General features: G+C 67.8%; 22 protein-coding genes and 1 tRNA gene. 10 read left to right on the forward strand and 13 right to left on the reverse strand.

Annotated features, from left to right (window positions below; genetic code table 11):
* Nucleotide 1 precedes the first annotated feature (1 nt).
* Nucleotides 2–880 carry a hypothetical protein gene (locus KCTC_RS14740; protein ID WP_164512562.1) on the reverse strand — a complete coding sequence of 293 codons (879 nt, stop codon included), beginning with the start codon at nt 878–880 and terminating at the stop codon, nt 2–4.
* A 69-nt stretch (nt 881–949) separates the two neighbouring features.
* Nucleotides 950–1,417, reverse strand: a complete 468-nt coding sequence (locus KCTC_RS09725; protein ID WP_125569006.1) for a hypothetical protein — start codon at nt 1,415–1,417, stop codon at nt 950–952.
* 231 nt (nt 1,418–1,648) lie between these two features.
* Between KCTC_RS09725 and KCTC_RS09730 the strand changes: the two genes are divergently transcribed.
* Nucleotides 1,649–2,851 (forward strand): glycosyltransferase family 61 protein, encoded by a 1,203-nt coding sequence (locus KCTC_RS09730; protein WP_125569008.1) that lies wholly within the window; start codon nt 1,649–1,651, stop codon nt 2,849–2,851.
* An 87-nt stretch (nt 2,852–2,938) separates the two neighbouring features.
* On the opposite strand, the gene KCTC_RS09735 is transcribed toward KCTC_RS09730, so the two are convergent.
* Nucleotides 2,939–3,015, reverse strand: a tRNA-Pro gene (locus tag KCTC_RS09735).
* A gap of 77 nt (nt 3,016–3,092) precedes the next feature.
* Nucleotides 3,093–3,986, reverse strand: a complete 894-nt coding sequence (locus KCTC_RS09740; protein ID WP_125569010.1) for a metallophosphoesterase — start codon at nt 3,984–3,986, stop codon at nt 3,093–3,095.
* A gap of 25 nt (nt 3,987–4,011) precedes the next feature.
* Between KCTC_RS09740 and KCTC_RS09745 the strand changes: the two genes are divergently transcribed.
* Together KCTC_RS09745 and KCTC_RS14745 are read left to right on the forward strand one after the other, a co-directional pair.
* Nucleotides 4,012–4,461, forward strand: coding sequence for a GatB/YqeY domain-containing protein (locus KCTC_RS09745; RefSeq protein ID WP_125569012.1), 450 nt, complete (start codon nt 4,012–4,014; stop codon nt 4,459–4,461).
* Nucleotides 4,462–4,597: 136 nt separating this feature from the next.
* Nucleotides 4,598–4,744 (forward strand): hypothetical protein, encoded by a 147-nt coding sequence (locus KCTC_RS14745; RefSeq protein ID WP_164512563.1) that lies wholly within the window; start codon nt 4,598–4,600, stop codon nt 4,742–4,744.
* 8 nt (nt 4,745–4,752) lie between these two features.
* Here KCTC_RS14745 and KCTC_RS09750 read toward each other — a convergent pair whose 3' ends face one another.
* Together KCTC_RS09750 and KCTC_RS09755 are read right to left on the reverse strand one after the other, a co-directional pair.
* Nucleotides 4,753–6,093 carry a helix-turn-helix domain-containing protein gene (locus KCTC_RS09750; RefSeq protein WP_125569014.1) on the reverse strand — a complete coding sequence of 447 codons (1,341 nt, stop codon included), beginning with the start codon at nt 6,091–6,093 and terminating at the stop codon, nt 4,753–4,755.
* A gap of 38 nt (nt 6,094–6,131) precedes the next feature.
* Nucleotides 6,132–8,486, reverse strand: a complete 2,355-nt coding sequence (locus tag KCTC_RS09755; protein ID WP_164512564.1) for a penicillin-binding protein — start codon at nt 8,484–8,486, stop codon at nt 6,132–6,134.
* 147 nt (nt 8,487–8,633) lie between these two features.
* Here KCTC_RS09755 and KCTC_RS09760 point away from each other — a divergent pair, with 147 nt between their 5' ends.
* Nucleotides 8,634–8,909, forward strand: a complete 276-nt coding sequence (locus tag KCTC_RS09760) for a WhiB family transcriptional regulator (protein ID WP_125569016.1) — start codon at nt 8,634–8,636, stop codon at nt 8,907–8,909.
* On the opposite strand, the gene KCTC_RS09765 is transcribed toward KCTC_RS09760, so the two are convergent.
* From KCTC_RS09765 to KCTC_RS09790, 6 genes are all read right to left on the reverse strand, one after another.
* On the reverse strand, nt 8,894–10,030 hold the full coding sequence (locus tag KCTC_RS09765; protein ID WP_125569018.1) for an ArsA family ATPase: 1,137 nt from the start codon (nt 10,028–10,030) through the stop codon (nt 8,894–8,896). The two genes, KCTC_RS09760 and KCTC_RS09765, sit on opposite strands and share 16 nt — an antisense overlap.
* Complete coding sequence (locus KCTC_RS09770) at nt 10,027–11,016, reverse strand: ArsA-related P-loop ATPase (protein ID WP_125569020.1); 990 nt, start codon at nt 11,014–11,016, stop codon at nt 10,027–10,029. Before KCTC_RS09770 ends, KCTC_RS09765 begins: the two co-directional genes overlap by 4 nt.
* 31 nt (nt 11,017–11,047) lie before the next feature.
* A complete protein-coding gene (locus tag KCTC_RS14840) occupies nt 11,048–11,767 on the reverse strand; it encodes an MBL fold metallo-hydrolase (RefSeq protein ID WP_231998674.1) in 720 nt (239 codons plus the stop codon).
* 66 nt (nt 11,768–11,833) lie between these two features.
* A complete protein-coding gene (locus tag KCTC_RS09780) occupies nt 11,834–12,292 on the reverse strand; it encodes a RidA family protein (RefSeq protein ID WP_125569024.1) in 459 nt (152 codons plus the stop codon).
* Nucleotides 12,289–12,441 (reverse strand): DUF4177 domain-containing protein, encoded by a 153-nt coding sequence (locus KCTC_RS09785; RefSeq protein WP_125569026.1) that lies wholly within the window; start codon nt 12,439–12,441, stop codon nt 12,289–12,291. The genes KCTC_RS09780 and KCTC_RS09785 overlap by 4 nt, the downstream gene beginning before the upstream one ends.
* A gap of 56 nt (nt 12,442–12,497) precedes the next feature.
* Nucleotides 12,498–13,175, reverse strand: coding sequence for a Crp/Fnr family transcriptional regulator (locus KCTC_RS09790; RefSeq protein ID WP_125569028.1), 678 nt, complete (start codon nt 13,173–13,175; stop codon nt 12,498–12,500).
* A gap of 551 nt (nt 13,176–13,726) precedes the next feature.
* On the opposite strand from KCTC_RS09790, the gene KCTC_RS09795 reads away from it, so the two are divergent.
* The 5 genes from KCTC_RS09795 to KCTC_RS09815 all read left to right on the forward strand — a co-directional run bounded on the left by KCTC_RS09795 (nt 13,727) and on the right by KCTC_RS09815 (nt 17,465).
* Nucleotides 13,727–14,074 carry a hypothetical protein gene (locus KCTC_RS09795; RefSeq protein ID WP_125569030.1) on the forward strand — a complete coding sequence of 116 codons (348 nt, stop codon included), beginning with the start codon at nt 13,727–13,729 and terminating at the stop codon, nt 14,072–14,074.
* 154 nt (nt 14,075–14,228) lie between these two features.
* On the forward strand, nt 14,229–14,885 hold the full coding sequence (gene nth, locus KCTC_RS09800) for an endonuclease III (RefSeq protein ID WP_125570110.1): 657 nt from the start codon (nt 14,229–14,231) through the stop codon (nt 14,883–14,885).
* Nucleotides 14,885–15,613 carry a TlpA disulfide reductase family protein gene (locus KCTC_RS09805; RefSeq protein ID WP_125569032.1) on the forward strand — a complete coding sequence of 243 codons (729 nt, stop codon included), beginning with the start codon at nt 14,885–14,887 and terminating at the stop codon, nt 15,611–15,613. Before nth ends, KCTC_RS09805 begins: the two co-directional genes overlap by 1 nt.
* Nucleotides 15,610–16,278 carry an NUDIX hydrolase gene (locus KCTC_RS09810; RefSeq protein ID WP_125569034.1) on the forward strand — a complete coding sequence of 223 codons (669 nt, stop codon included), beginning with the start codon at nt 15,610–15,612 and terminating at the stop codon, nt 16,276–16,278. Before KCTC_RS09805 ends, KCTC_RS09810 begins: the two co-directional genes overlap by 4 nt.
* The gene (locus tag KCTC_RS09815) at nt 16,275–17,465 is read left to right on the forward strand and encodes a MarP family serine protease (RefSeq protein ID WP_125569036.1); all 1,191 of its coding nucleotides are present in this window, start codon (nt 16,275–16,277) and stop codon (nt 17,463–17,465) included. The genes KCTC_RS09810 and KCTC_RS09815 overlap by 4 nt, the downstream gene beginning before the upstream one ends.
* Nucleotides 17,466–17,475: 10 nt before the next feature.
* On the opposite strand, the gene KCTC_RS09820 is transcribed toward KCTC_RS09815, so the two are convergent.
* Nucleotides 17,476–17,883, reverse strand: a complete 408-nt coding sequence (locus KCTC_RS09820) for a phage holin family protein (protein WP_125569038.1) — start codon at nt 17,881–17,883, stop codon at nt 17,476–17,478.
* Between the two features lie 117 nt (nt 17,884–18,000).
* Between KCTC_RS09820 and KCTC_RS09825 the strand changes: the two genes are divergently transcribed.
* Nucleotides 18,001–19,548: a DUF1254 domain-containing protein gene (locus KCTC_RS09825; RefSeq protein ID WP_125569040.1), complete on the forward strand. Its 1,548-nt coding sequence runs from the start codon at nt 18,001–18,003 to the stop codon at nt 19,546–19,548.
* Nucleotides 19,549–19,556 lie beyond the last annotated feature (8 nt).

The following is a 19,556-nucleotide window of genomic DNA, read 5'->3' on the forward strand; positions in this document are numbered from 1 at the left end:
GTCAGTCGCTGGTCGCCTCGCGGGCGATCCGATGGGCGGCCACGTACGCCACGGCTGTGGCGACCACGACGATGATCCCGCCTGTCAGCGTCTGCCACCGGTCGGACGGGAAGAACATCAGCACCACGGCGACGAGGCCGACGCCGAGGAACGAGATCGCTGCGCCGTGCTTGACCCGGCTGAGGACCAGCAGGATGAACCCGGCAACGATCGCGGCCACGAATGCGCCGAGCAGTTCGAGCGCGTTGATCGAATCGGTCTGACCGCCCCACCGGTTGAACGCTGCGACAAGCCCGACCAGAACACCACCGGAGCAGGCGCCCGCGATGCTCGTCGGGATGAAGGCCGGGATCCGGCGCGTACGCGCCGCCTTCTCGGGTTTGGGAGCTTTCGGTGCCTTGGGCTCCTTGGCTGGCTTGGGTTCCTTGGCCGCCTTGGGGGCCTTCGACTCCTTCGCAGGCTTGGCAACCTTCTCGCGCGAGGCCCTGACAGATTCGCGGATGTCCTGCGGCTCCTCACTCACGCGAGCGAGTACGGCGCTCTCGCTGGCACGCTGTCCGTGATCCTCCTCGACCTCCTCCGCCGCTACTGGCGAGGGCTCGATGGCGACGGGAGCCGGCTGGACGGATTCGGGCTGCTCCTCGGGCGCCGCGGCGGCGGGCTCGGCGTCCGGTACGGGAGCGGGAACCGGCGGTGGTGTGGGCACGATGGGCGGCGCTGCGACCGGAGGCGGGGTGGGCTGAGGCGCAGGCGGTGCCGGCGCGGCGTACGGCTCCACCCACTGCGGGTTGGCCTCCCGCTCTTCCCTCTCACGCCGCTTGCGGGCGAAAACGCCGTCGAGGGACGGCGGCTGCAGCTTGTCCGAGTCCGATTGCTCCACGGTTGGCAGTCTGCCACTTGACCGTACGACGCGAGTCGGGAGTCCGTCTCATGCCCGCTGGTCCGCAGGTCAGAGGCGGGCGCCGCTCATGGTGTGCGGGAAGCCTGCACTCCACCGGGCGTACTCCTCGACAGCCCACTCGGACACGTGGCCGGCGCTGCCGAGGGGGAGCAGTCTGATGAGGTCATCCCACCAGGTGTCGACCACGTCGAAGCGCGCGTCGGTGACGCGACGCATGGCGACGGACATCGGGATCCGCACCCGGATCCGTTCGGTCGACCCATCAGCGAAGCGCAGCTCGTACCCGGTCGTCCGCAACGTCGCGCTGATCTGGGTGACGGTGTCGATGGTCGCGCAGTCCCAGGCTCGGCTGCCCGACTGGAGCCAGATCGTCCCGCCGGTGACGTACAGGGCCAGGAACTCTCGCCCCCCGTCAGTCGCGTACCCGTGGCACGGCTGACCCGGCTCGAGGGCGATCGGGTGCCAGCGACCCTCGTGCGCGCGCCAGCCCCGACCGAGGCGGCTGTGGTCAGCCACGGTCGTTCCTGGTTCGGGCGCGCACGTACGCGGCCACTTGCTCCCCACTCCCACGCCGCCCAGCCTTTCACGAGCGTCCAAGAATGCTGACACCGACGTGGCTGCCTTCGGTGCGGCTATGGCGTCCGTCACGTTCTCGCAGGTCAGTCGTTGTAGCCGTGTGACGCACTGATACGGGACAGGTGCACCGCCTGAGGAGGCATCGTTGAACGACCATCGTGAGGGTCAGCGTTGAGCCGCGTACCCGCGCGACTGCAGCCCTTGTGGCCGATGTTGCGCTTTGTGTACCGGCGCCTGAGCCTCCTCATCGGCGCGCTCGGCCGCATCGCGGGGCCGCTGGTGGGGGAGCGCCGTCTTCCACGTCGCGCGTACGCGTCGGCAGCCGAGGCGGCCGCCGCTGAACCCTCTGCGACCACGTTCCATCCCGGACCGGCTGTCGCGGTGGTGGAGCGGTCCGCGGTCCACGGGATCCGGCGCGACCACTGGGCCTTCGACGTGGCGCGCCACCGTCAGTTCCCCGCGCTGAACACGCTGGAGATCGCTGGTGGGATCGTCGTCGGCGACCTCGGCGCGGTGATCACGCCGGGCGGCGGCATCGAGATGGCTGCCAGCGAGTACTGGGACATGCGCAGCTGGCACGAGCACCCGATCAACTTCGCCGGACGCCTTCCCGAGATCACCGACGTCGAAGGGTCGGTGGCCGTGCTCGCTGCCCGGGGAGGCGGGGCGAACTACTACCACTTCCTCCTCGACGTTCTGCCGCGCATCGGGGTGCTCGAGCAGTCCTTCGGCGACAAGGCTGACCGATGGTTCCTGCCTCAGTCGACGCGCTACCACCGCGAACTGGTCCGGCTCGGCGGATGGGATTCCAACGAGCTGATCAACTCCTCGATCGCCGGAGCGGTACGCGCCGAGCGTCTCCTGGTGCCGAGCCTGCCCAACGACAACGAGATCACCCCGCCCTGGGTGGTCGAGTGGCTGCGGGACCGCTTCCTGACCGGCGACACCGATGCTCGCGCGTCTCGCATCTACGTCACCCGCGGCACCGCGAAGAACACCCGTCGCTATGACCAGGAAGCCGAGATCTGGCCTGAGCTGGAGCGCCGCGGTTTCGTACGCGTCGACCCCGGCACCCTCTCGGTGCGGGAACAGATCGACACCTTCGCTGCCGCCGACGTGGTCATCGGCGTCCACGGTGCTGCGCTGACCAATCTGGTCTGGTCGCCGGCGGGCGTACGCGTCCTGCACCTGATGGGCCCCACGTTCGTGAAGCACTGCTTCCAGTCACTGGTGGACAACGTGTCGGGGTCGCAGTACCGCTACCTCATCGGCGACGGACCTGCGGTGCCACCGGGCGGCTCCATGACTGGGTTGATGTCCGACATCTCCATCGATCCGGCGGTGTTGCTGGCGGAGCTCGACCAGCTTCTCTAGCTGGGAATCCTCGACGTCGCCACCCGCGGACGACCACCAAAAAATCACCCCCTCCGACCCGCGTTTCCGCTGGTCAGAGGGGGTGTTTGGTCGGGCTGACAGGATTTGAACCTGCGGCCTCTTCGTCCCGAACGAAGCGCGCTACCAAACTGCGCCACAGCCCGCCGTGGGTCGGTGCCCACAAGCAGAGGAGCATAGCCGAGGCCTGAGTTGGAGCCGTAATCGAGGGCCCCTTTTCGGCTTAGGCGGCGGTCAGGGTGAGCATCACGGCTTCGGGTCGGCACGCGATCCGGAACCGGGTGTACGGCGAGGTGCCGAGCCCCGCGCAGACGTTGAGCCAGGAGTCGTTCCACCGGTGTAGCCCCCGGGCGTACTCGGTCGGCAGATCGCAGTTGGTGGTGAGCGCACGGCCGCCCGGGAGGCACACCTGCCCACCGTGAGTGTGCCCGGCGATGAGGAGTTCGTTCCCGGATGCGGAGAAGGCATCCAGGACGCGGACGTACGGCGCGTGGGCCACACCGATCCGGAGATCAGCAGTGGCGTCCGCGGGGCCGTCCACCGCAGCCAGTTGGTCGAATTCCAGATGCGGGTCGTCGACGCCGGTGAAGGCGATGCGGGTGCCGTTGACCAGCAGGTGCCCGGCGGCGTTGTTGAGGTCGAGCCAGCCGGCCGAGCGGAAGGCCGCGGTCATCTCGCGCCACGGGAGTTGGGGCCCGTCCACGTACCGCGTCCCGTCGTCAGCCATGAGGTAACGGAACGGGTTGCGCATGCTCGGCTCGAAGTAGTCGTTGGACCCGTTGACGAAGACCCCGGGGACGTCCAGCAGCCCACCGAACGCTTCGAGGAGCGGGCTGACGGAGTCGCGGTGGGCCAGATTGTCGCCGGTGTCGATCACCAGGTCGGGGCCCAGATCGGCAAGGGCGCTGACCCACTCCAACTTCGCGCGCTGGGTCGGCACCAGGTGCAGGTCCGAGAGATGCAGCACCCGGATGTCGTGTGCTCCCGCCGGAAGGATCGGCAGGACCTCGTGCCTGAGTCCGTACTGACGGGCTTCCCAGAAGCCGTACGCGCCGAGCGCTGCTCCGGCCGCGACGCCGCCACCGACGGTGGCGCCAAGAATCCGGGAGAGGCTCACGCGGTCACGATGCCACAATGGGCGGGTGACCCTCAAAGAACGCCTTCGTACCGACCTGACCGCTGCCATCAAGGGCCGGGACGAGGTCCGGTCGGCGACCCTCCGGATGGTGCTGGCCGCCCTCACGAACGCCGAGGTCGCCGGCAAGGTTGCGAAGGTGCTCACCGATGACGAGGTCATCTCCGTGCTCTCCACGGAGGTCAAGAAGCGTCGCGAGGCAGCGACAGCCTTCGCCGACGGTGGCCGTCCGGAGTCCTCCGAACGCGAGTTGGCTGAGGCTGCCGTGATCATTGACTACCTGCCGGCCCAACTCTCGGCCGAGGAGATCAGCGGCATCGTCGCGCGCGCCATCGCGGAGTCCGGAGCCACCGACGCCACGGCCATGGGTCGCGTGATGGGTCTGGTCACGCCGCAGGTCAAGGGCCGTGCGGACGGTGGAGCGGTGGCCGCTGAGGTACGCCGCCAATTGGCCTGATCTTCTCCACAGGCAGCGGCCCTGATCGGGTTCTCCCCAACCGGGCAGGCTGACGCGGCGAGGCCCCGTCGATCTGGGGTTCCCTGCGATTGCCGGACGGTCACAGTGACCGTCGGCAGACGCACAGGGGGATCTCATGTCCAGGTTTCGTATGACGGTGGCGGGGTTGATCGTGGTGGCCACGACCGGACTTCTCGGCGTGTCCAGCACAGGTGTCGCGGCGGCTTCGCCGTCTCTGCTCGGTCCGCATCTCTCTCTGCTCGGGCCGCATCTCTGCTGCTGACCCTGGCTCTAGGCAGGGGCCGTGCTGCGTTCCATCTGGCTGAACGGCACGGCTCCTGCCGAGATCGCGGCCCGCTTGTACGCGTCGATGGCCGCTGTGCCGTCGCCGGTCGACTCGAACGTGCTGGCGATCTCGTACCAGAAGTTCGTCAGGGTGCGGTCGACTCCGAGTGCGGACGCCGTGAGCACGGCCGCACCGAACGCTTCGGCTGCTCCCGGACGGCCCGCTTCGTGGAGCGCCTGGCCACGCGTCAGGGACGCCTCGGCGCGTACGTGGGGGTTCACCGTCTCGCGGCGCGCATCCAGGCGGTCCAGGATCTCGAGGGCCTCGTCGAAGCGGCCCGCGAGGCGATGGACCTGCGCGATCGCGAGATGGTTGCGTTCCTTGTCGGCCACCGTTGCGGCGCTGCTGTCCATCAAGGCGTTGGAGGCGTGCAGGTTCGACAGCGCCTCGTCGAGCATCGGCGTGGGTGCCCGCATCTGGAACATGCCCAGGTTGGCCAGCAGACGGGCCCGGCTCAGGACGTCGGCGTCCACGTCGAGGTGCTGCAGCGCCCGATCTGCGAGGTCGAGCGCTTCGGTCACGTTGCCGGCCATCGACTCCGTCGTGCTGGCCGACCAGTAGGCCGAAACGAGCGCGGCATGGTCTGCCAGGCTCTCGGCGATCGGGAGGGTGTCACGCGAGACCCGCAGGGCGCTCTCGTAGTCGCCGGCGACATGGAAGGCCGACGCCAGCGTCAGGGCGAGCTGGACCGATTCGCGGGTCGGCGGCAGACCGACGTCACGATGTCTCGCCAGCGCGGCCTCGGCGCTTCGGATCGCCGCCTCGATGTGCCCGGCCTCGCGGAAGACCCGGCACAGCGCGACTTCGGCGCGCAGCCACAGGGTCGGGTAGCCCGTAGCCGTCTCGGAGAGCCGGCGGAGTTGGTCGGACGGGTCCTGGCCGAGGGCCTCGGCCGCGAGTGCATCGAGCAGGACAGCGGCGTGAGCCAACTGCTCGTCGTCGACGACGCCGAGGGCTGAGATCCGGTCGCGCGCGGCTTGCGGAGAGCCGGTGCTGAGTTCGAGTTCTGCGTAGTCGAGTTCGAGTTGGACGCGGGCTCGCAGAGGCGTGGACTCACCGGACAACAATTCGCGGGTGGTGATCCCGAGGTTGCGGGCGAGGCCGTCCAGGACGTCGATGTCCGGTCGGCGCTGACCGGACTCGATCCTGGAGACGTAGGCCACCGAGGCGACCTCGGCGGCCATGGCGGACTGTGTCATCCGACGTTCGATGCGTGCGGTCTTGATCCGCCGTCCCAACTCAGCCGGGTCGATCTCCCGCAGCGCAACTGCGGTGGCGTCACTCATGAGGGTGATTCTGCCTCAAATTGCCCGACTGGTGGGCCTCAATGCCGGTGCTTCCGCGTGGGGGAGCCCGTCGGTGTGGGCGGGGTCGTCGTCGGCGGCGGGGACGGTGGCGCCTGGCCGGCGGACACCGTCAGTGTGATCACGGTGCCGGACGGAGCGCCGGACGCCGGCGACTGCGCCACCACGGTGCCGGCCGGATAGTCGGACAGCACGCTCGGACCGCGTACGACGGGGTAGCCCGCCCCCGAGAGGATCGACTGCGCCGAGTCGTAGGTGAGCCCGGTGACGTCCGGCTCGATCATCCCCGGGATCGCGGTCGTGGTCGGCTGCACCACCGGACTGCCGGAAACCAGGTTCGCCGGCGGCTTCACGAAATCAGTCGAGGGGAGCCACTGCTGGATCACCTTCATCGCGTCGCCCCACATCGGGCCGGCGGTGGTCGAGCCGTGGGCCGTGGCAACGTACGTGCCTCCCAGCCGTTGTCCGTTGAGCGTGAGCCAGTCGCCGTTGCCGGCAGCTCCAGCGATCATCGACACCGTGGCCAGGTGCGGCGTGTATCCGTCGTACCAGACCGACATGTTGGCCTCGTTCGTACCGGTCTTCGCCGCCGAGGGGATCTTGAGCTGAAGGTTGTTCGCATACCCGAAGCCGCCCGGCTGCTGGAGGCCGCGGAGGACATCGTTGACCGCATCGGCGACACCTTGCGGCATCACCTGCTCACACTTCGGGTCGTACTTCTTCACCACCGCTCCAGTGGAGTCGTCGATCTCGGTCACCGGGAGCGCGCTGCAGTGCAGACCGCGCGCGGCGACGGTGGCGTACGCCTCCGCCATGGAGAGCGGGTCGGTGCTGTCGACGCCGAGGGTGAAGGTCGGCACCCGCTGCGTCGGCGGATCGGTCAGGGTCACGCCCATCTTCTGAGCGAGCTTGTACGGCGCGCAGAGGCCGGTCTTCTGCTCCAGCTGGGCGAAGTAGGTGTTCACCGACTCGCGGGTGCCGACGTAGGCGTTCATTCGCCCGCTGATCGTGGAGTTGTTCCAGGTGTGGGAGCCGCTGAACAGTCCGTCGCCGGGGCAGTCGTTGAACGCCGAGTTCGGGAACGTCATCGACGGCAGCGCGTTGAAGGTCGTGCTCAACGCGAAGCCCTGCATCAGGGCGCTGGACAGCACGAAGAGCTTGAAGGTCGATCCGGCCTGGAATCCGGCCGAGTCGCCGTACTTGGTCGGCACGGCGTAGTTGAGGAACGTCTGTCCCTTCGACGCCTTCGCCCCCATCGGCCGCGACTGGGCGATGGCGCGTACGTAGCCGGTGCCCGGCTCGAGCATGGCGAGCGCACCGATGGCATTGTCGGTGGCATACACGTGCCTGTGGACCGAGGCGTCGGCCGCCGCCTGGAACCGCAGGTCGACTGTGGTGTGAATGGTGAGGCCGCCGGACTGCAGGAGCTTGAGCCGTGCGGCCGGGGTGGCGCCGAGGGCCGGATCGTTCTGCAGGTAGCGCACCACGTACGCGCAGAAGAACTCGGCCGGGGAGCCGACGCACCCGTTGCCGACGGGGTGGATGTCGAGGCCGAGCGATTGCTTCTCGAGGTGGGTTGCCAGATCGCTGGTGATCACGTGCAGTACGCCCAGCTGGTGGAGCACGATGTCCCGACGTTCCTTCGCCGCGGTCGGATACACGGCCGGGTTGAAGCCGGTCGGGTTCTTCACCAGGCCGGCCAGCAATGCGGCCTGGGGCCAGTTGAGTTTGCTCGAGCTGATCCCGAAGTAGTGCCGCGCCGCGGCCTCGACACCGAACGCCCCGTCGCCGAAGTACGCGGTGTTCAGGTAGCGCTCCAGGATCCACTGCTTGGAGTGCGTACGCTCCAGCGCGATCGCGTAGCGGAGCTCCTTGAGCTTGCGGGTGTACGTGTCCGCGATCGCGTCAGCACGCTGCTGGGGCGTACGCGCCTCGTTGAGCAGCGTCAGCTTCACCAGCTGCTGGGTGATGGATGAGCCACCTTGGACGGCACCGTTCGACGCCGTGTTCCGGATGAACGCGCGCAGCGTGCCCTGGATGTCGAGGGCGCCGTGCTGGAAGAACCGAGCGTCCTCGATCCCCACGATCGCCGTCGACATCTTCGGCGAGATCTTGGTGATCGGCATGTAGATGCGGTTCTGGGCGTACAGGTTGGCGATCAGTTGGCCGTGCGCGTCGACGATCTTCGTCGTCAGTGGCAGGGTGCCGGTCTCGAAGTTGGCAGGCAGGTGATCCATCGCCTCCGCCACCGTCGAGGACATCGAGCCGACGAGCGCGGCGAACGGCAGGGCAGCGCCGACCATGAGGACGCCGAGTGCGGCAGCGATGATCGCCATGGCCCCGACGCGGGGAGTCTTGGCGCCGGGTTGCGACATGCGCACAGCGTACGCGGTGGGGACTCTAAGTCTTTCGGACTAACAAGACCTAGTCATTAATGACCTGTCCAGACCACCTAAAGGATCGTATGTTCAGTCAGGCACGGTCCAGTTTGACCGGCATTGCCAAGTTGTCGGGGGGCAAACATGTGGGACAACGAATGGTCTTCAAAGGCCGCCTGTCGGGGCACTGAACCCGATCAACTCTTCGTTTCCGGTGCTGACCAGCACAAGGCCAAGGCCATTTGTGCGGCGTGCCCGGTGCGAGTGCAGTGTCTGGCCGAGGCCTTGGACAACCGCATCGAATGGGGCGTCTGGGGCGGGATGACCGAGCGCGAGCGCCGCGCCCTGTTGCGCAGCCGTCCGGTCGCATCGTGGTCGACGGTGCTGCAGCAGGCTGCAGCGGCTCAGGTCTCGGCCTGAGCCATCAGGTCGCCGACCTGGCGGAGTCCGTCGAGGTCATGGACGTCGCCGGCGAGCGCCGGGACGACCACCGTCGGCACCGTCGGGTGACCGGCGGCGAATCGCTGACGTAGCGCCACCTGTCGCGCGGCCACCTTCTCGCGGCTCGCATGCAGGTCGAGCAAGCCTGTGGTGATGCCACCGCCACCTCGCAGCCGCTCCGCCGCCGCTGCGGCCGCAGCAGCAGTGAGCCCGGCAGTGTGGACCGGAGTCGCGCGATTCACCACCAACCCCCGCAGAGGCATCCGGTCGGCGGCGAGCCGATCGACGAAGTACGCCGCCTCACGCAGGGCGTCGGGCTCGGGGGCAGCCACGACGACGAAGGCCGTCTGGCGAGCCTGGAGAAGTGCGTACGTCTGCTGCGCGCGAGCGCGGAAGCCACCGAACACGGTGTCGAGGGCCGTCACGAACAACTGCAGGTCCTTGAGGATCTGCGCGCCCAGGATCTTCGTCAACGCGTTGGTCACCATGCCGACCCCGGCGCTCATCAGGCGTACCGGTCCGCGTGCCGGCACCAGCATCAGCCGGACGAACTTCCCGTCGAGGAAGCTCGACAGCCTCTCTGGAGCGTCGAGGAAGTCGAGTGCGCTCCGGCTCGGCGGGGTGTCGACCACGATCAGGTCGTACGTGCCGTGCTCCTGCGCCTCGGCGTACAACTGCCCGAGCTTCTCCATCGCCATGTATTCCTGCGTCCCGGCGAAGGAGCTCGACAGGGCGATGTAGAAGGGGTTGGTGAGGATCTGTCGCGCCTTCTCAGGCGTTGCCTGCGCCTCGACGACCTCGTCGAAGGTGCGCTTCATGTCGAGCATCATCGCGTCGAGGGAGCCTGCGATCCCGTCGAGGGGAACCCGTCGCGGGGTGTTGTCGAGTTGCTCGATCCCCATCGACTGCGCCAGCCGTCGTGCGGGGTCGATGGTGAGCACCACGACCTTCCTGCCCTGTTCGGCGGCGCGCAGGGCGAGTGCCGCAGAGGTGGTCGTCTTGCCGACGCCGCCGGAGCCGCAGCACACGATGATGTGGGTGTCGCGGTCGGCGAGCAGCGCGTCGATGTCGAGGTGCTCGGTGCGTACGTGCGAGCTCATGCCAGCCCCTGCTTCACCAGTTCGGCGGCGATGTCGTAGAGCCCGTCCACATCGATCCCGCCCGGGATGAAGTCGAGTTCGTACGTCGGGCGGCCGATCGCATGGACGATCTTCGCCTGCTCCGTCTCCAGGGCGCTGCGCTCGGCGTACGCCTGGCCGTCCTGCAGCAAGGTGTCCAGCAGGGTGTCGGTGGCGTCCAGGCCCGCCCGCTCGAGGTCCGCGCTGATCGCGGTGCGGTCGAGCGTGCCGGCGAGGGCTGCGGGAAGGTAGTCGGAGGGCAACACCCCGGTGCGGACCTGATTCACGATGATCGATCCCACCGGCAGATGCGAGGCGATGAGGTCGGCGACCCCGTCGGCGGTCTCCTGGACCGGCATCTCCTCGAGCAGGGTGACCAGGTGGACGGCGGTCTGCGACGAGCGGAAGAGGCGGGTCATGGTGTCGGCCTGGGTCTTCACCGGCCCGACCTTGGCCAGGCCCGCGACCGACTCACTGACGTTGAGGAACTGGGTGATCCGCCCAGTGGGCGGTGCGTCCATCACGATGGCGTCGTAGGTCCGCGCGCCCTTGTTGCGGGTGTTGCGCTCGACGGCCTCATAGATCTTGCCGGTCAGCAGCACGTCGCGTACGCCGGGAGCGATGGTGGTGGCGAACTCGATCACGCCGAACCTGTCCAGCGCCCGGCCGGCGACACCGAGCTTGTAGTACATCTTCAAGTACTCCAGCAGCGCCGATTCGGCGTCGATGTGGAGGGCGTACACGGTGCCCGCCGGCGCATCGCCGACTCGTAGACCGCTGGCCACCCGTGTCTCCGCGTACGGCAGTGGGTCGGTGCCGAACATCTTCGCAATGCCCTGGCGTCCCTCGACCTCGCAGAGCAGGACGTTCTTCCCGTCGCGGGCCAGTGCCAGCGCCAACGCTGCAGCGACAGTCGACTTGCCGGTCCCGCCCTTGCCGCTGACAACGTGCAGGCGTACGGCGGTCACGCTCGAACGATAGTGGGTCGGGGCGTCGGCGTCAGCCGCGCCCGAGATACGCGAGCTGGGCGCGTACCGACAGTTCGGCCGCTCCCCACAGGATCGGATCGACGTCGGCGTACACGATCTCGACGATGGTCCGTGGCAGGTCGTCCGGCAGCACGTCGAACGACACGAGCCCCAGCGCGGTCTGGACCTGCTCCAGCCGCGACTTCCGGTGGGCGACGTAGTAGTCGAGAGTGGCGAGCGCATCCTCGATCACGGGGCCGTGGCCGGGCCAGATCCACTGCAGATCGCGCTCGTCGGCGAGGTTGCGAAGGCGGTCGAGGGAATCCAGGTACGCACCCAGATTGCCGTCGGGGTGCGCGACAACGCTGGTGCCGCGACCGAGCACGGTGTCGCCGGTGAGGATGGCGCGATCCTCGGGGACGTAGAACGTCAGCGAATCAGCCGTGTGACCCGGGGTCCCGATCACGTGGACCGCCAGGTCGCCGGCGGTGATGACGTCGCCGTCGTGCAAGCCCTCGCCCCCGAGGACGTACGCGGGGTCCAGCGCGCTGACCGGCGCGCCGACCCGCTCGCCGAACGCCTTCGCGGCCTCGCTGTGGTCGACGTGGTGGTGGGTCAGCAGGACGTGCTGCACGTCGCCGGCCACCGCCTGGACGGCGTCGAGATGTGCGTCCATCAGCGGGCCGGGGTCGATGACGATCGAGCTGTCACCGTCTCGCAGGACCCAGGTGTTCGTGCCGTCGAGCGTCATGAAGTTCGCGTTCGGAGCGAGTACGCACTCCGCCCGCGGCCCGAAACGCCCGCCGGTCCACATGGGTCAGTCGACCTGAACGATCAGTTCGACCTCGACAGCGGCATCCAGCGGCAGTACCGCCACCCCAACCGCCGAACGGGCGTGGATGCCGGCGTCGCCGAACACCTTGCCCAGCAGCTCGGAGGCGCCGTTGACGACGCCGGGCTGTCCGGTGAAGTCCGGGGTCGAAGCCACGAAGCCGACGACCTTGATGATCCGCTGGATCTGGTCGAGACCACCGGCGATCGAGGCGGCGGCCGCCAGCGCGTTGAGGGCGCACTGCTGTGCGGCGTCGTAGGCGGCTTCAGGGGTGACCTCCGCGCCGACCTTGCCGGTCGCCAGCAGGACGCCGTCACGCATCGGCAGCTGGCCGGCGGTGTAGACGAGGTTCCCGGTCCGGGTCGCCGGGACGTACGCCGCCACCGGCGGGACGACCGGGGGAAGGGTCAGGCCCAGCTCCGCCAGAGCCGCGGTGGGGGTCATGCGATCGGCCGCTTGAAGAAGGCCACATAGTTGCCCGACCCGTTGTCGGACAGGGTGACGAGTTCCCAGCCGTCCTGACCGAAGTTGTTGAGGATCTGTGTCGCCGCGTGGTTGAGGACGGGCGCGACCTGGTATTCCCACTGAGTCATGGGAAAACACTAGACCCGCCGAAACCGGAGTCTCGGCGGGTCTGCGTACGGGTCGATCAGCGAGCGCGGCGCGCGAGCCTTTCGATGTCCAGGATGACGACGCTGCGGGGCTCGAGGCGTACCCACCCTCGCGACGCGAAGTCGGCGAGCGCCTTGTTGACGGTCTCCCGGGAGGCGCCGACGAGTTGGGCGAGCTCCTCCTGGGTGAGGTCGTGGTGCACGTGGACGCCGTCGTCGGCGGTACGTCCGAAGCGGTCAGCCAGGTCGAGGAGCGCCTTGGCCACGCGGCCGGGCACGTCGGCAAACACGAGGTCGGAGACGACGTCGTTGGCTTTGCGCAGGCGGCCAGCGAGCTGAGCCAGGAGCCCGCTGGCGACGACCGGACGAGCCTCGAGCCACTTCAGGAGTTCGTCGTGCGAGAGCGACGCGAACGTGCAGTCGGTGATCGCGGTGACCGTGGCCGAGCGCGGGCCCGGGTCGAACAGCGACAGCTCACCGAACATCTGGCCGGGGCCGAGGATCGCGAGCAGGTTCTCGCGGCCGTCCACCGAGGTGCGGCCGAGCTTGACCTTGCCGTCGAGGACGATGAAGAGCTCGTCGCCGGAGTCCCCTTCGTGGAACAGCACGTCTCCGCGCCGGATCTTGACCTCGCTCAGCGACTCCGCCAACGCCGACGCGGCGTCGTCGTCGAGCGCGCCGAACAGTGCGGCCTGACGCAGTACGTCGTTGTCCACTTCTGCGACCTCCCCAGTCTGACTCGTCCACCGGACGAGCAATGTGTCGAATCTTAGTGGTGTCGTAGGTCACAACCGCTAGCGGGGAGATTCCAATTCCTGAACCGTGGACCTTTTTCCACGTGGAGAACGACGATCCGGGCGTTCGGGCGCGGGATGCCGGGTTGCTGGTCATGGGTCGGTACCGTGGCAGCTGTGTACCGCCGAGAGCGCCCGTGCCCTTCTGGAGCCTGAGGGTGCTGGTGTGGAGTGCGACGACGACGGGCAACACTCCCGGCCAGTTCGTGTTGGGTCAGATCGCCCAAGTGGCTCCAGAGCCGGTCGGCCTCCCGAGCCAATCGTCAAGGAAGTGGAACACGATGATCCCCCGTCTCTGGGTCGTTCTGGCTAGCAGCGTTATGTGCGCGGCCCTCCTTGCAGGATGCGGCGGCTCGCCCGGAGGCGGTTCGTCTGCGCAGACGGCGTGCTCGGAGGTACCGGCGTCTGCGGTAGCCAACATCTTGTCTACTGCTAGGACGCATTTCCTTACGGGTCGCGTTGAGAATGACCACATGACCTTTCGGTCGGCGGCTCAATATCCGATGCCGTCGAGCATCCAGTCGTTTGGTATGACCAGGTTTTATGTCTTCGTAATGACGTACTGGTTCAGCAACCCGAAGTCTGCCCAACTCGGCGGCACGACAGGATGGGCCATATTCGGGTCAAGCGACGATGGCGCGACAGTCTATCCGTTGGATGACGTGACGGCCGCGGGATTCGCGCTCCCCACACCCATCGGACCTTCTTGGCGCGAATGGCAACGTCGCAATGTTCCCGAGTCCGCCACCCTTGCCAGTCCGGCGCTGGAAAAGGCCCTCGAATGCGCTCCAATTGACCCCTCATCGTGGGGAAACGACTGATCGAGGGGAGTGTCGGGATTGAAGCATCCCGGGTTTCGTGGGGGACTCTGTCTTGGCCCAGGTCCCGTACTCGCATGAGATCCGTGTGGGAGCGTCCGGCTAGCCTTGCAGGGTGCTCGAGACTCCGCTGGCCCTGACTCGACGTGCCCGCCGGATGAATCGTGTGCTCGCCGAGACCTACCCGGACGCACATTGCGAGCTCGACTTCGACAATGCGTTCGAACTTCTCGTGGTCACGGTGCTGTCGGCCCAGACCACGGACAAGCGGGTCAACACGGTCCGGCCGACCCTCTTCGCCGCGTACCCGGATGCGCGCTCCATGGCGGCCGCGGAGCGCGAGACGCTCGAGTCGATCGTGGGCCCGCTGGGCTTCTTCCGCGCCAAGACCGAGTCCCTGCTCAAACTCAGCGCAGCGCTGGTCGCAGATCACAACGGTGAGGTGCCCGGGCGCCTGGAGGATCTGGTGAAGCTCCCGGGGGTGGGGCGCAAGACCGCGAACGTGGTCCTCGGCAACGCCTTCGACGTCCCCGGGATCACCGTCGACACCCATTTCGGTCGGCTCGTGCGTCGCTTCGGGTGGACCGAGGAGACGGACCCGGTCAAGGTCGAGTTCGCGATCGCGGAGGTCTTCCCGAAGAACGACTGGACGATGCTCTCCCACCATGTGATCTGGCACGGCCGGCGCTGCTGCCACGCCAAGAAGCCGGCGTGTGGGGCTTGCCCGCTCGCGTCGATCTGTCCGTCGTACGGCGAGGGGCCGACCGATCACGAGACGGCGGCGAAGCTGCTGCGTACGGAGGGCCCCAACTAGTGAGGCACGGTCTGGTCCTGGCCATCGCGGTCTGCGCCCTGTCGGCGTGCGGCTCGTCCCCCTCCGCGGGCCCGTCGAATACCGATGATGTGTCGGCCTCGAGCATCAATGTCGCGACGCCAGCCATGGTCGCCAAGAAGGCTGGGAGCGGCATCCAGTCCTGCCCAGCGGCACAGACCAAGAGCGGCGGGCTGCCGCACCTCACGCTGAAGTGCCTCGGCGGTGGCAGGAGTGTGGACCTCTCGACGCTCAAGGGGCCGCTCATCATCAACATCTTCCAGTCGGCCTGCGGACCATGCCTTGAGGAGGCGCCCGCGGTCGCGGCCTTCTACAAGCACCACGGAGCGCAGTACCCGATGCTCGGCATCGACGGATCCGACACCGTTCCGGGGGCGGCGCTGAACGAGGCGATCGCGGCGGGAGTCACCTACCCGCTCGTCGCCGACCCGGGCGATGACCTCGGTGGCACGTCCCTCAACTACCTCGGTTACCCGACCTGGTACTTCCTGGCCGCCGACGGAACCCTCACCAAGGAGACCGGCCCGAAGAAGACCGAGGCTGAGATCCTTGCGATGGTCACCCGCCAGTTCGGTCCGCGACCTTCCTCGGGCAACCACACCTCCGACGACCTGACCATCGCAGCCGTGGGCATTGCGGTGGCGGCCGGCGGCGCCGCGTACGCGGTCAGGCGACGATCTGTCGCCAGACGACGGGGTGAGGCGGCATGAGAGCCGAACGCCCCCAGTGGCTCAAGCCGGTCGTCGACTCCTTCGAGGGTGTCGCCGTCACGGATCTCACGGCCTGGGCGCCGCCGCCGGACTCCAACCCGCGCCAGTCCGCGGTGCTGATGCTGTTCGCGGAGGATGAGGGCGGCCCGTACGTGCTCCTCACGGAGCGGTCGCACACGATGCGCTCGCATCCAGGTCAGGTCTCCTTCCCCGGCGGGAAGCTGGACAAGAACGAGACCCCAGTCGAGGCTGCATTGCGCGAGGCGTACGAGGAGATCGGGCTTGAGCCCTCGGGCGTCGACGTCCTCGGGGCACTGCCGACGTTGTGGGTGCCGCCGTCCAATTTCTCGGTCACCCCCGTCATCGGTTGGTTGGCTGAACCGACTTCCGTATTGGTGAAGAGCGCCGACGAGGTGCACGCGATCCACAAGGCGACGATCAAGGACCTGTGCGATCCGGAGTGGCGCATCCGGGTCCACAGCCCGCGTGCACCGGGCTTCGTCATGCCCGGGTTCCTGATCGGCGAGGACCACGACGTCATCCTCTGGGGTTTCACCGGAGGCGTGATCTATCGCTACTTCGCCTACATGGGCTGGTTGAACGACGTCGACGAGGCGCCGTTCGTCGAATTGCCGGACTACATGCTGAACGGAGAAGGCCGATGAACACCCTCGACTGGATCCTCGCCCTGATCGTGGTGATGTACGCCCTCGCCGGCTACTGGCAAGGCCTGATTGCGGGCGCCTTCGGTGTCGTCGGACTCCTGCTCGGGGGCTGGCTGGGCATCGTGGTCGCGCCGACGGTGATGGGCCACGGCGGCTCGGTCGGCACCTCGCTCGGCGCCTTGTTCATCGTGATCGCGTCCGCGTCGATCGGGATGGCGCTGTTCCAGTTCGTCGGCGTCCAACTGCGCGATCGGCTTCTCTGGCAGCCCGTACGCCTCCTCGATCACATCGGCGGGTCCGCGCTCAGCGCCGCGGCCGCCCTGGTGGTGGCATGGGCCCTCGGCGTCGGAATCCAGGGATCGCTCCAACTCGGTTCGTTCTCCCGAGAGGTACGCACCTCCGCGCTCCTCGGTGAGGTCAACAACCTGATGCCCGGCGGTGCCACCGGCCTGTTGCGCAGGTTCAACGATCTGATGGCGTCGTCCAACTTCCCGCAGTACCTGGATCCGTACGCTCCGGAGCGGATCGTCTCCACGGGGCCGGTCGATCCAGCGATCCTGGCGGACCCGGAGATCCGGCGAGCCGGGGCCAGTGTCTACAAGCTGCGCGGCGCCAACTCGTGCGGCCGTGGCGTCGAGGGCACCGGCTTCCTGATCGCGCCCGGTGCGTTGATGACGAACGCCCACGTGGTCGCGGGTGTGGGTCAGCCGACGGTCCTGATCAACGGGACGTCGGTGGACGCTCAGGTCGTCTACTACAACCCCGACGTCGACATCGCCATCCTGCACTTCTACGGCACCGCCGGGGCTCCGCTGCACTTCACCACGAGTGCGGTGCCCGATCAGAAGGTCGCCATCCTTGGCTACCCCGAGGACGGGCCCTTCAATGTCCAGGCGGCGCGAATCCGTGCCGAACAGCGGCTCCGGTCGCAGAACATCTACGGCCAGGGCACGGTCCTGCGTGACACGTTCTCATTGCGCGGGCTGATCCGTCCGGGGAACTCGGGCGGCCCCGTCGTGGACACCAACGGGCACGTCGTCGGGGTTGTCTTCGCTGCGTCCGTGACCGACGCCTCCACCGGGTACGCACTCACGGCGAGCCAGGTCGACGGGTATCTCAAGTACGCCGGCTCGCAGCCCGACGGTCAGCCGTGGCCCACCGTGTCGACTGGCGACTGCGCGTCGTAGGCGACCGCCGTCAGCCTCGCTTCAGGGCGCCCGGGATCTGCTGGGCCTGTGCAATCGCCTTCTGGGGCCCGCGTACCTTCATCAGCTTCTTCACGCCGATGAAACCGAGCAGTCCCGCGATGACCACGTAGCCACCGAAGACGATCAGGAACGACCACATCAACGAGAGCCCGTGGCCCTCCCAGTTGATGAAGAACGCGATCGTGATCGACAGGATGATCAGCGACAGCAGCAGGATGAATCCCGCCACGATCAGGAGCGCCGCACCGAGGCCACCCTTGATCGCGCTGACCTTGAGCTCGCTCTTGGCGAGTTCGATCTCCTTGGAGACGAGCGTCGAGATGTCCCGGCTCGCGCTGGCGACGAGCTGGCCGATCGTCGGCTCAGCGGCGGTGGGCGTGGTGGTCTCAGTGGCCATGGTCGGTACCCTATCCGGCCGCGCGGCACCTGACATCCCGTCCCGCGACGGGCAGCGTCGTCTTCGTCGGCATCCTAAATACAACTAAGTTACGCGACTTACGGTATACATTTCTTCATGAAGCGTTTCAGCCGTACGCAGTGGTCCGTCAGTGTGGCGATGGCGGCGTTCATCGGACTCGGGCTCGCCCAGGCGCCGGCCACGGCCGCGCCCCTCCCCGTCCTGCCGCCGACCCCTGCCGGTGCGCCGCTGGCCCAGGCTCTGCGCACCCTGACCACCTTCATCACCGACCACTGCGCCGGCGTGACATCGTCTGACCCGGGCTTGTACAGCGTGTGTGTGCAGGCGGCCGAGCAGATCGGCATCGATGCGTACACCTATGGCATCGCGCCCATGGAATTCCTGCACCAGCGGCAGCAGCAGACCAGCGTGACTGTCCCCAACGACCTCTCGGACGCTCCGCTGAACCAGTTCGGCTCAGCGCGCAATCTGGCGACCGCCGACCCGAACCATCAGGTTTTCGTCCAGCCGAACACCGACACGCTCTACACGATGGCCCACCTCTCCCTGAGCGCCCAGCCACTCGTCCTGCGCGTGCCGGCGGTGGCCAGGAACCGCTACTACGTGCTCCAGTTCCTCGACCCGTGCACGAATGTCTTCGCCTACGTCGGAACGCGGGTGACGGGCACCGGCGCCGGTACGTACCTGATCGCCGGCCCGCGCTGGCGTGGCGCGGTGCCACGCGGCGCCACGCTGATCCGGGCTCCGTACGACCGGATCTGGATCGCCGGTCGGACCCTGGTCAACGGTGCGGCGGACCTGCCGACCGTGCACCGGATCCAGGACGGATTCCGGTTGATCCCACTCTCCGGCTGGTTGCGTCAGGGGACCGCGTGGCGGCCCGCCGCGCCGCGGACCGTGATCACCCGGCACGCCTCGGTGCCGCGCCCTGTCGGACTCCGATTCTTCGACATTCTCGGCGATGTGCTCCGACAGAGCCCGCCGCCGGCTGCTGACGGTGCGGTGCTCGCCGAACTGCGCAAGGTCGGCATCGGCGCCGGGTTGCACCCGTCGACCGAGAAGCTGTCGCCAGCGATCAAGGCCGGCCTCGCCGCCGCAGGGAACGAGGGTCGGGCTCGCCTCTCCGACGGTCGGACGACCTACGGCGTGCCCTCGGTGCTGGCGCACCACGGCTGGTTCGTCCCGCCCGCCGACACGGGTGCCTTCGGCACTGACTACACGTGGCGTGCTCTGGTGGCGGTCTTCGGTCTCGCGGCGAACCGCCCGGCTGAGGCGGTCTATGTCGTCGGCACGACCGACCAGTTCTCAAAGAAGCTCGACGGCAGCCGGTCGTATCGGATTCACTTCGCCGCCGGCGCGCTCCCGCCAGCGCGGTACTTCTGGTCGCTGACCATGTACGACGCCAACTACTACCTGGTCCCCAACCGCCTGCATCGTTACGCGCTCGGCAACCGCAGTCCCCTGCACTACAACGCCGACGGGTCGCTGGACCTCTTCCTCGGCGCGACCGCGCCCGCGGGTCATGAGGCGAACTGGCTGCCGTCGCCGGCCTCAGGCGCCCTTGAGGTCACCCTGCGGTTGTACGGGCCGAGCGCAGCGGTGCTGAACGACACCTACACCTACCCGACGATCACCAGCACGTGAGGCGAGGC

Source organism: Nocardioides baekrokdamisoli (assembly GCF_003945325.1).
In the GTDB taxonomy this organism is placed as follows: Bacteria; Actinomycetota; Actinomycetes; order Propionibacteriales; family Nocardioidaceae; genus Nocardioides; species Nocardioides baekrokdamisoli.

Excerpts from the sequence above, each read along its gene's own strand:
- KCTC_RS09780 (WP_125569024.1), bottom strand. The coding sequence starts at position 12,292 with ATGACCCCCACCGCGGCTCTGGCGGAGCTGGGCCTGACCCTTCCCCCG.
- KCTC_RS09815 (WP_125569036.1), top strand. The coding sequence starts at position 16,275 with ATGAACACCCTCGACTGGATCCTCGCCCTGATCGTGGTGATGTACGCC.
- KCTC_RS09795 (WP_125569030.1), top strand. The coding sequence starts at position 13,727 with ATGACCTTTCGGTCGGCGGCTCAATATCCGATGCCGTCGAGCATCCAG.
- KCTC_RS09825 (WP_125569040.1), top strand. The coding sequence starts at position 18,001 with ATGAAGCGTTTCAGCCGTACGCAGTGGTCCGTCAGTGTGGCGATGGCG.
- KCTC_RS14840 (WP_231998674.1), bottom strand. The coding sequence starts at position 11,767 with ATGACGCTCGACGGCACGAACACCTGGGTCCTGCGAGACGGTGACAGC.
- KCTC_RS09820 (WP_125569038.1), bottom strand. The coding sequence starts at position 17,883 with ATGGCCACTGAGACCACCACGCCCACCGCCGCTGAGCCGACGATCGGC.
- KCTC_RS09765 (WP_125569018.1), bottom strand. The coding sequence starts at position 10,030 with ATGAGCTCGCACGTACGCACCGAGCACCTCGACATCGACGCGCTGCTC.
- KCTC_RS09750 (WP_125569014.1), bottom strand. The coding sequence starts at position 6,093 with ATGAGTGACGCCACCGCAGTTGCGCTGCGGGAGATCGACCCGGCTGAG.
- KCTC_RS09810 (WP_125569034.1), top strand. The coding sequence starts at position 15,610 with ATGAGAGCCGAACGCCCCCAGTGGCTCAAGCCGGTCGTCGACTCCTTC.
- KCTC_RS09785 (WP_125569026.1), bottom strand. The coding sequence starts at position 12,441 with ATGACTCAGTGGGAATACCAGGTCGCGCCCGTCCTCAACCACGCGGCG.
- KCTC_RS14745 (WP_164512563.1), top strand. The coding sequence starts at position 4,598 with ATGTCCAGGTTTCGTATGACGGTGGCGGGGTTGATCGTGGTGGCCACG.
- KCTC_RS09755 (WP_164512564.1), bottom strand. The coding sequence starts at position 8,486 with ATGTCGCAACCCGGCGCCAAGACTCCCCGCGTCGGGGCCATGGCGATC.
- KCTC_RS09760 (WP_125569016.1), top strand. The coding sequence starts at position 8,634 with ATGTGGGACAACGAATGGTCTTCAAAGGCCGCCTGTCGGGGCACTGAA.
- nth (WP_125570110.1), top strand. The coding sequence starts at position 14,229 with ATGAATCGTGTGCTCGCCGAGACCTACCCGGACGCACATTGCGAGCTC.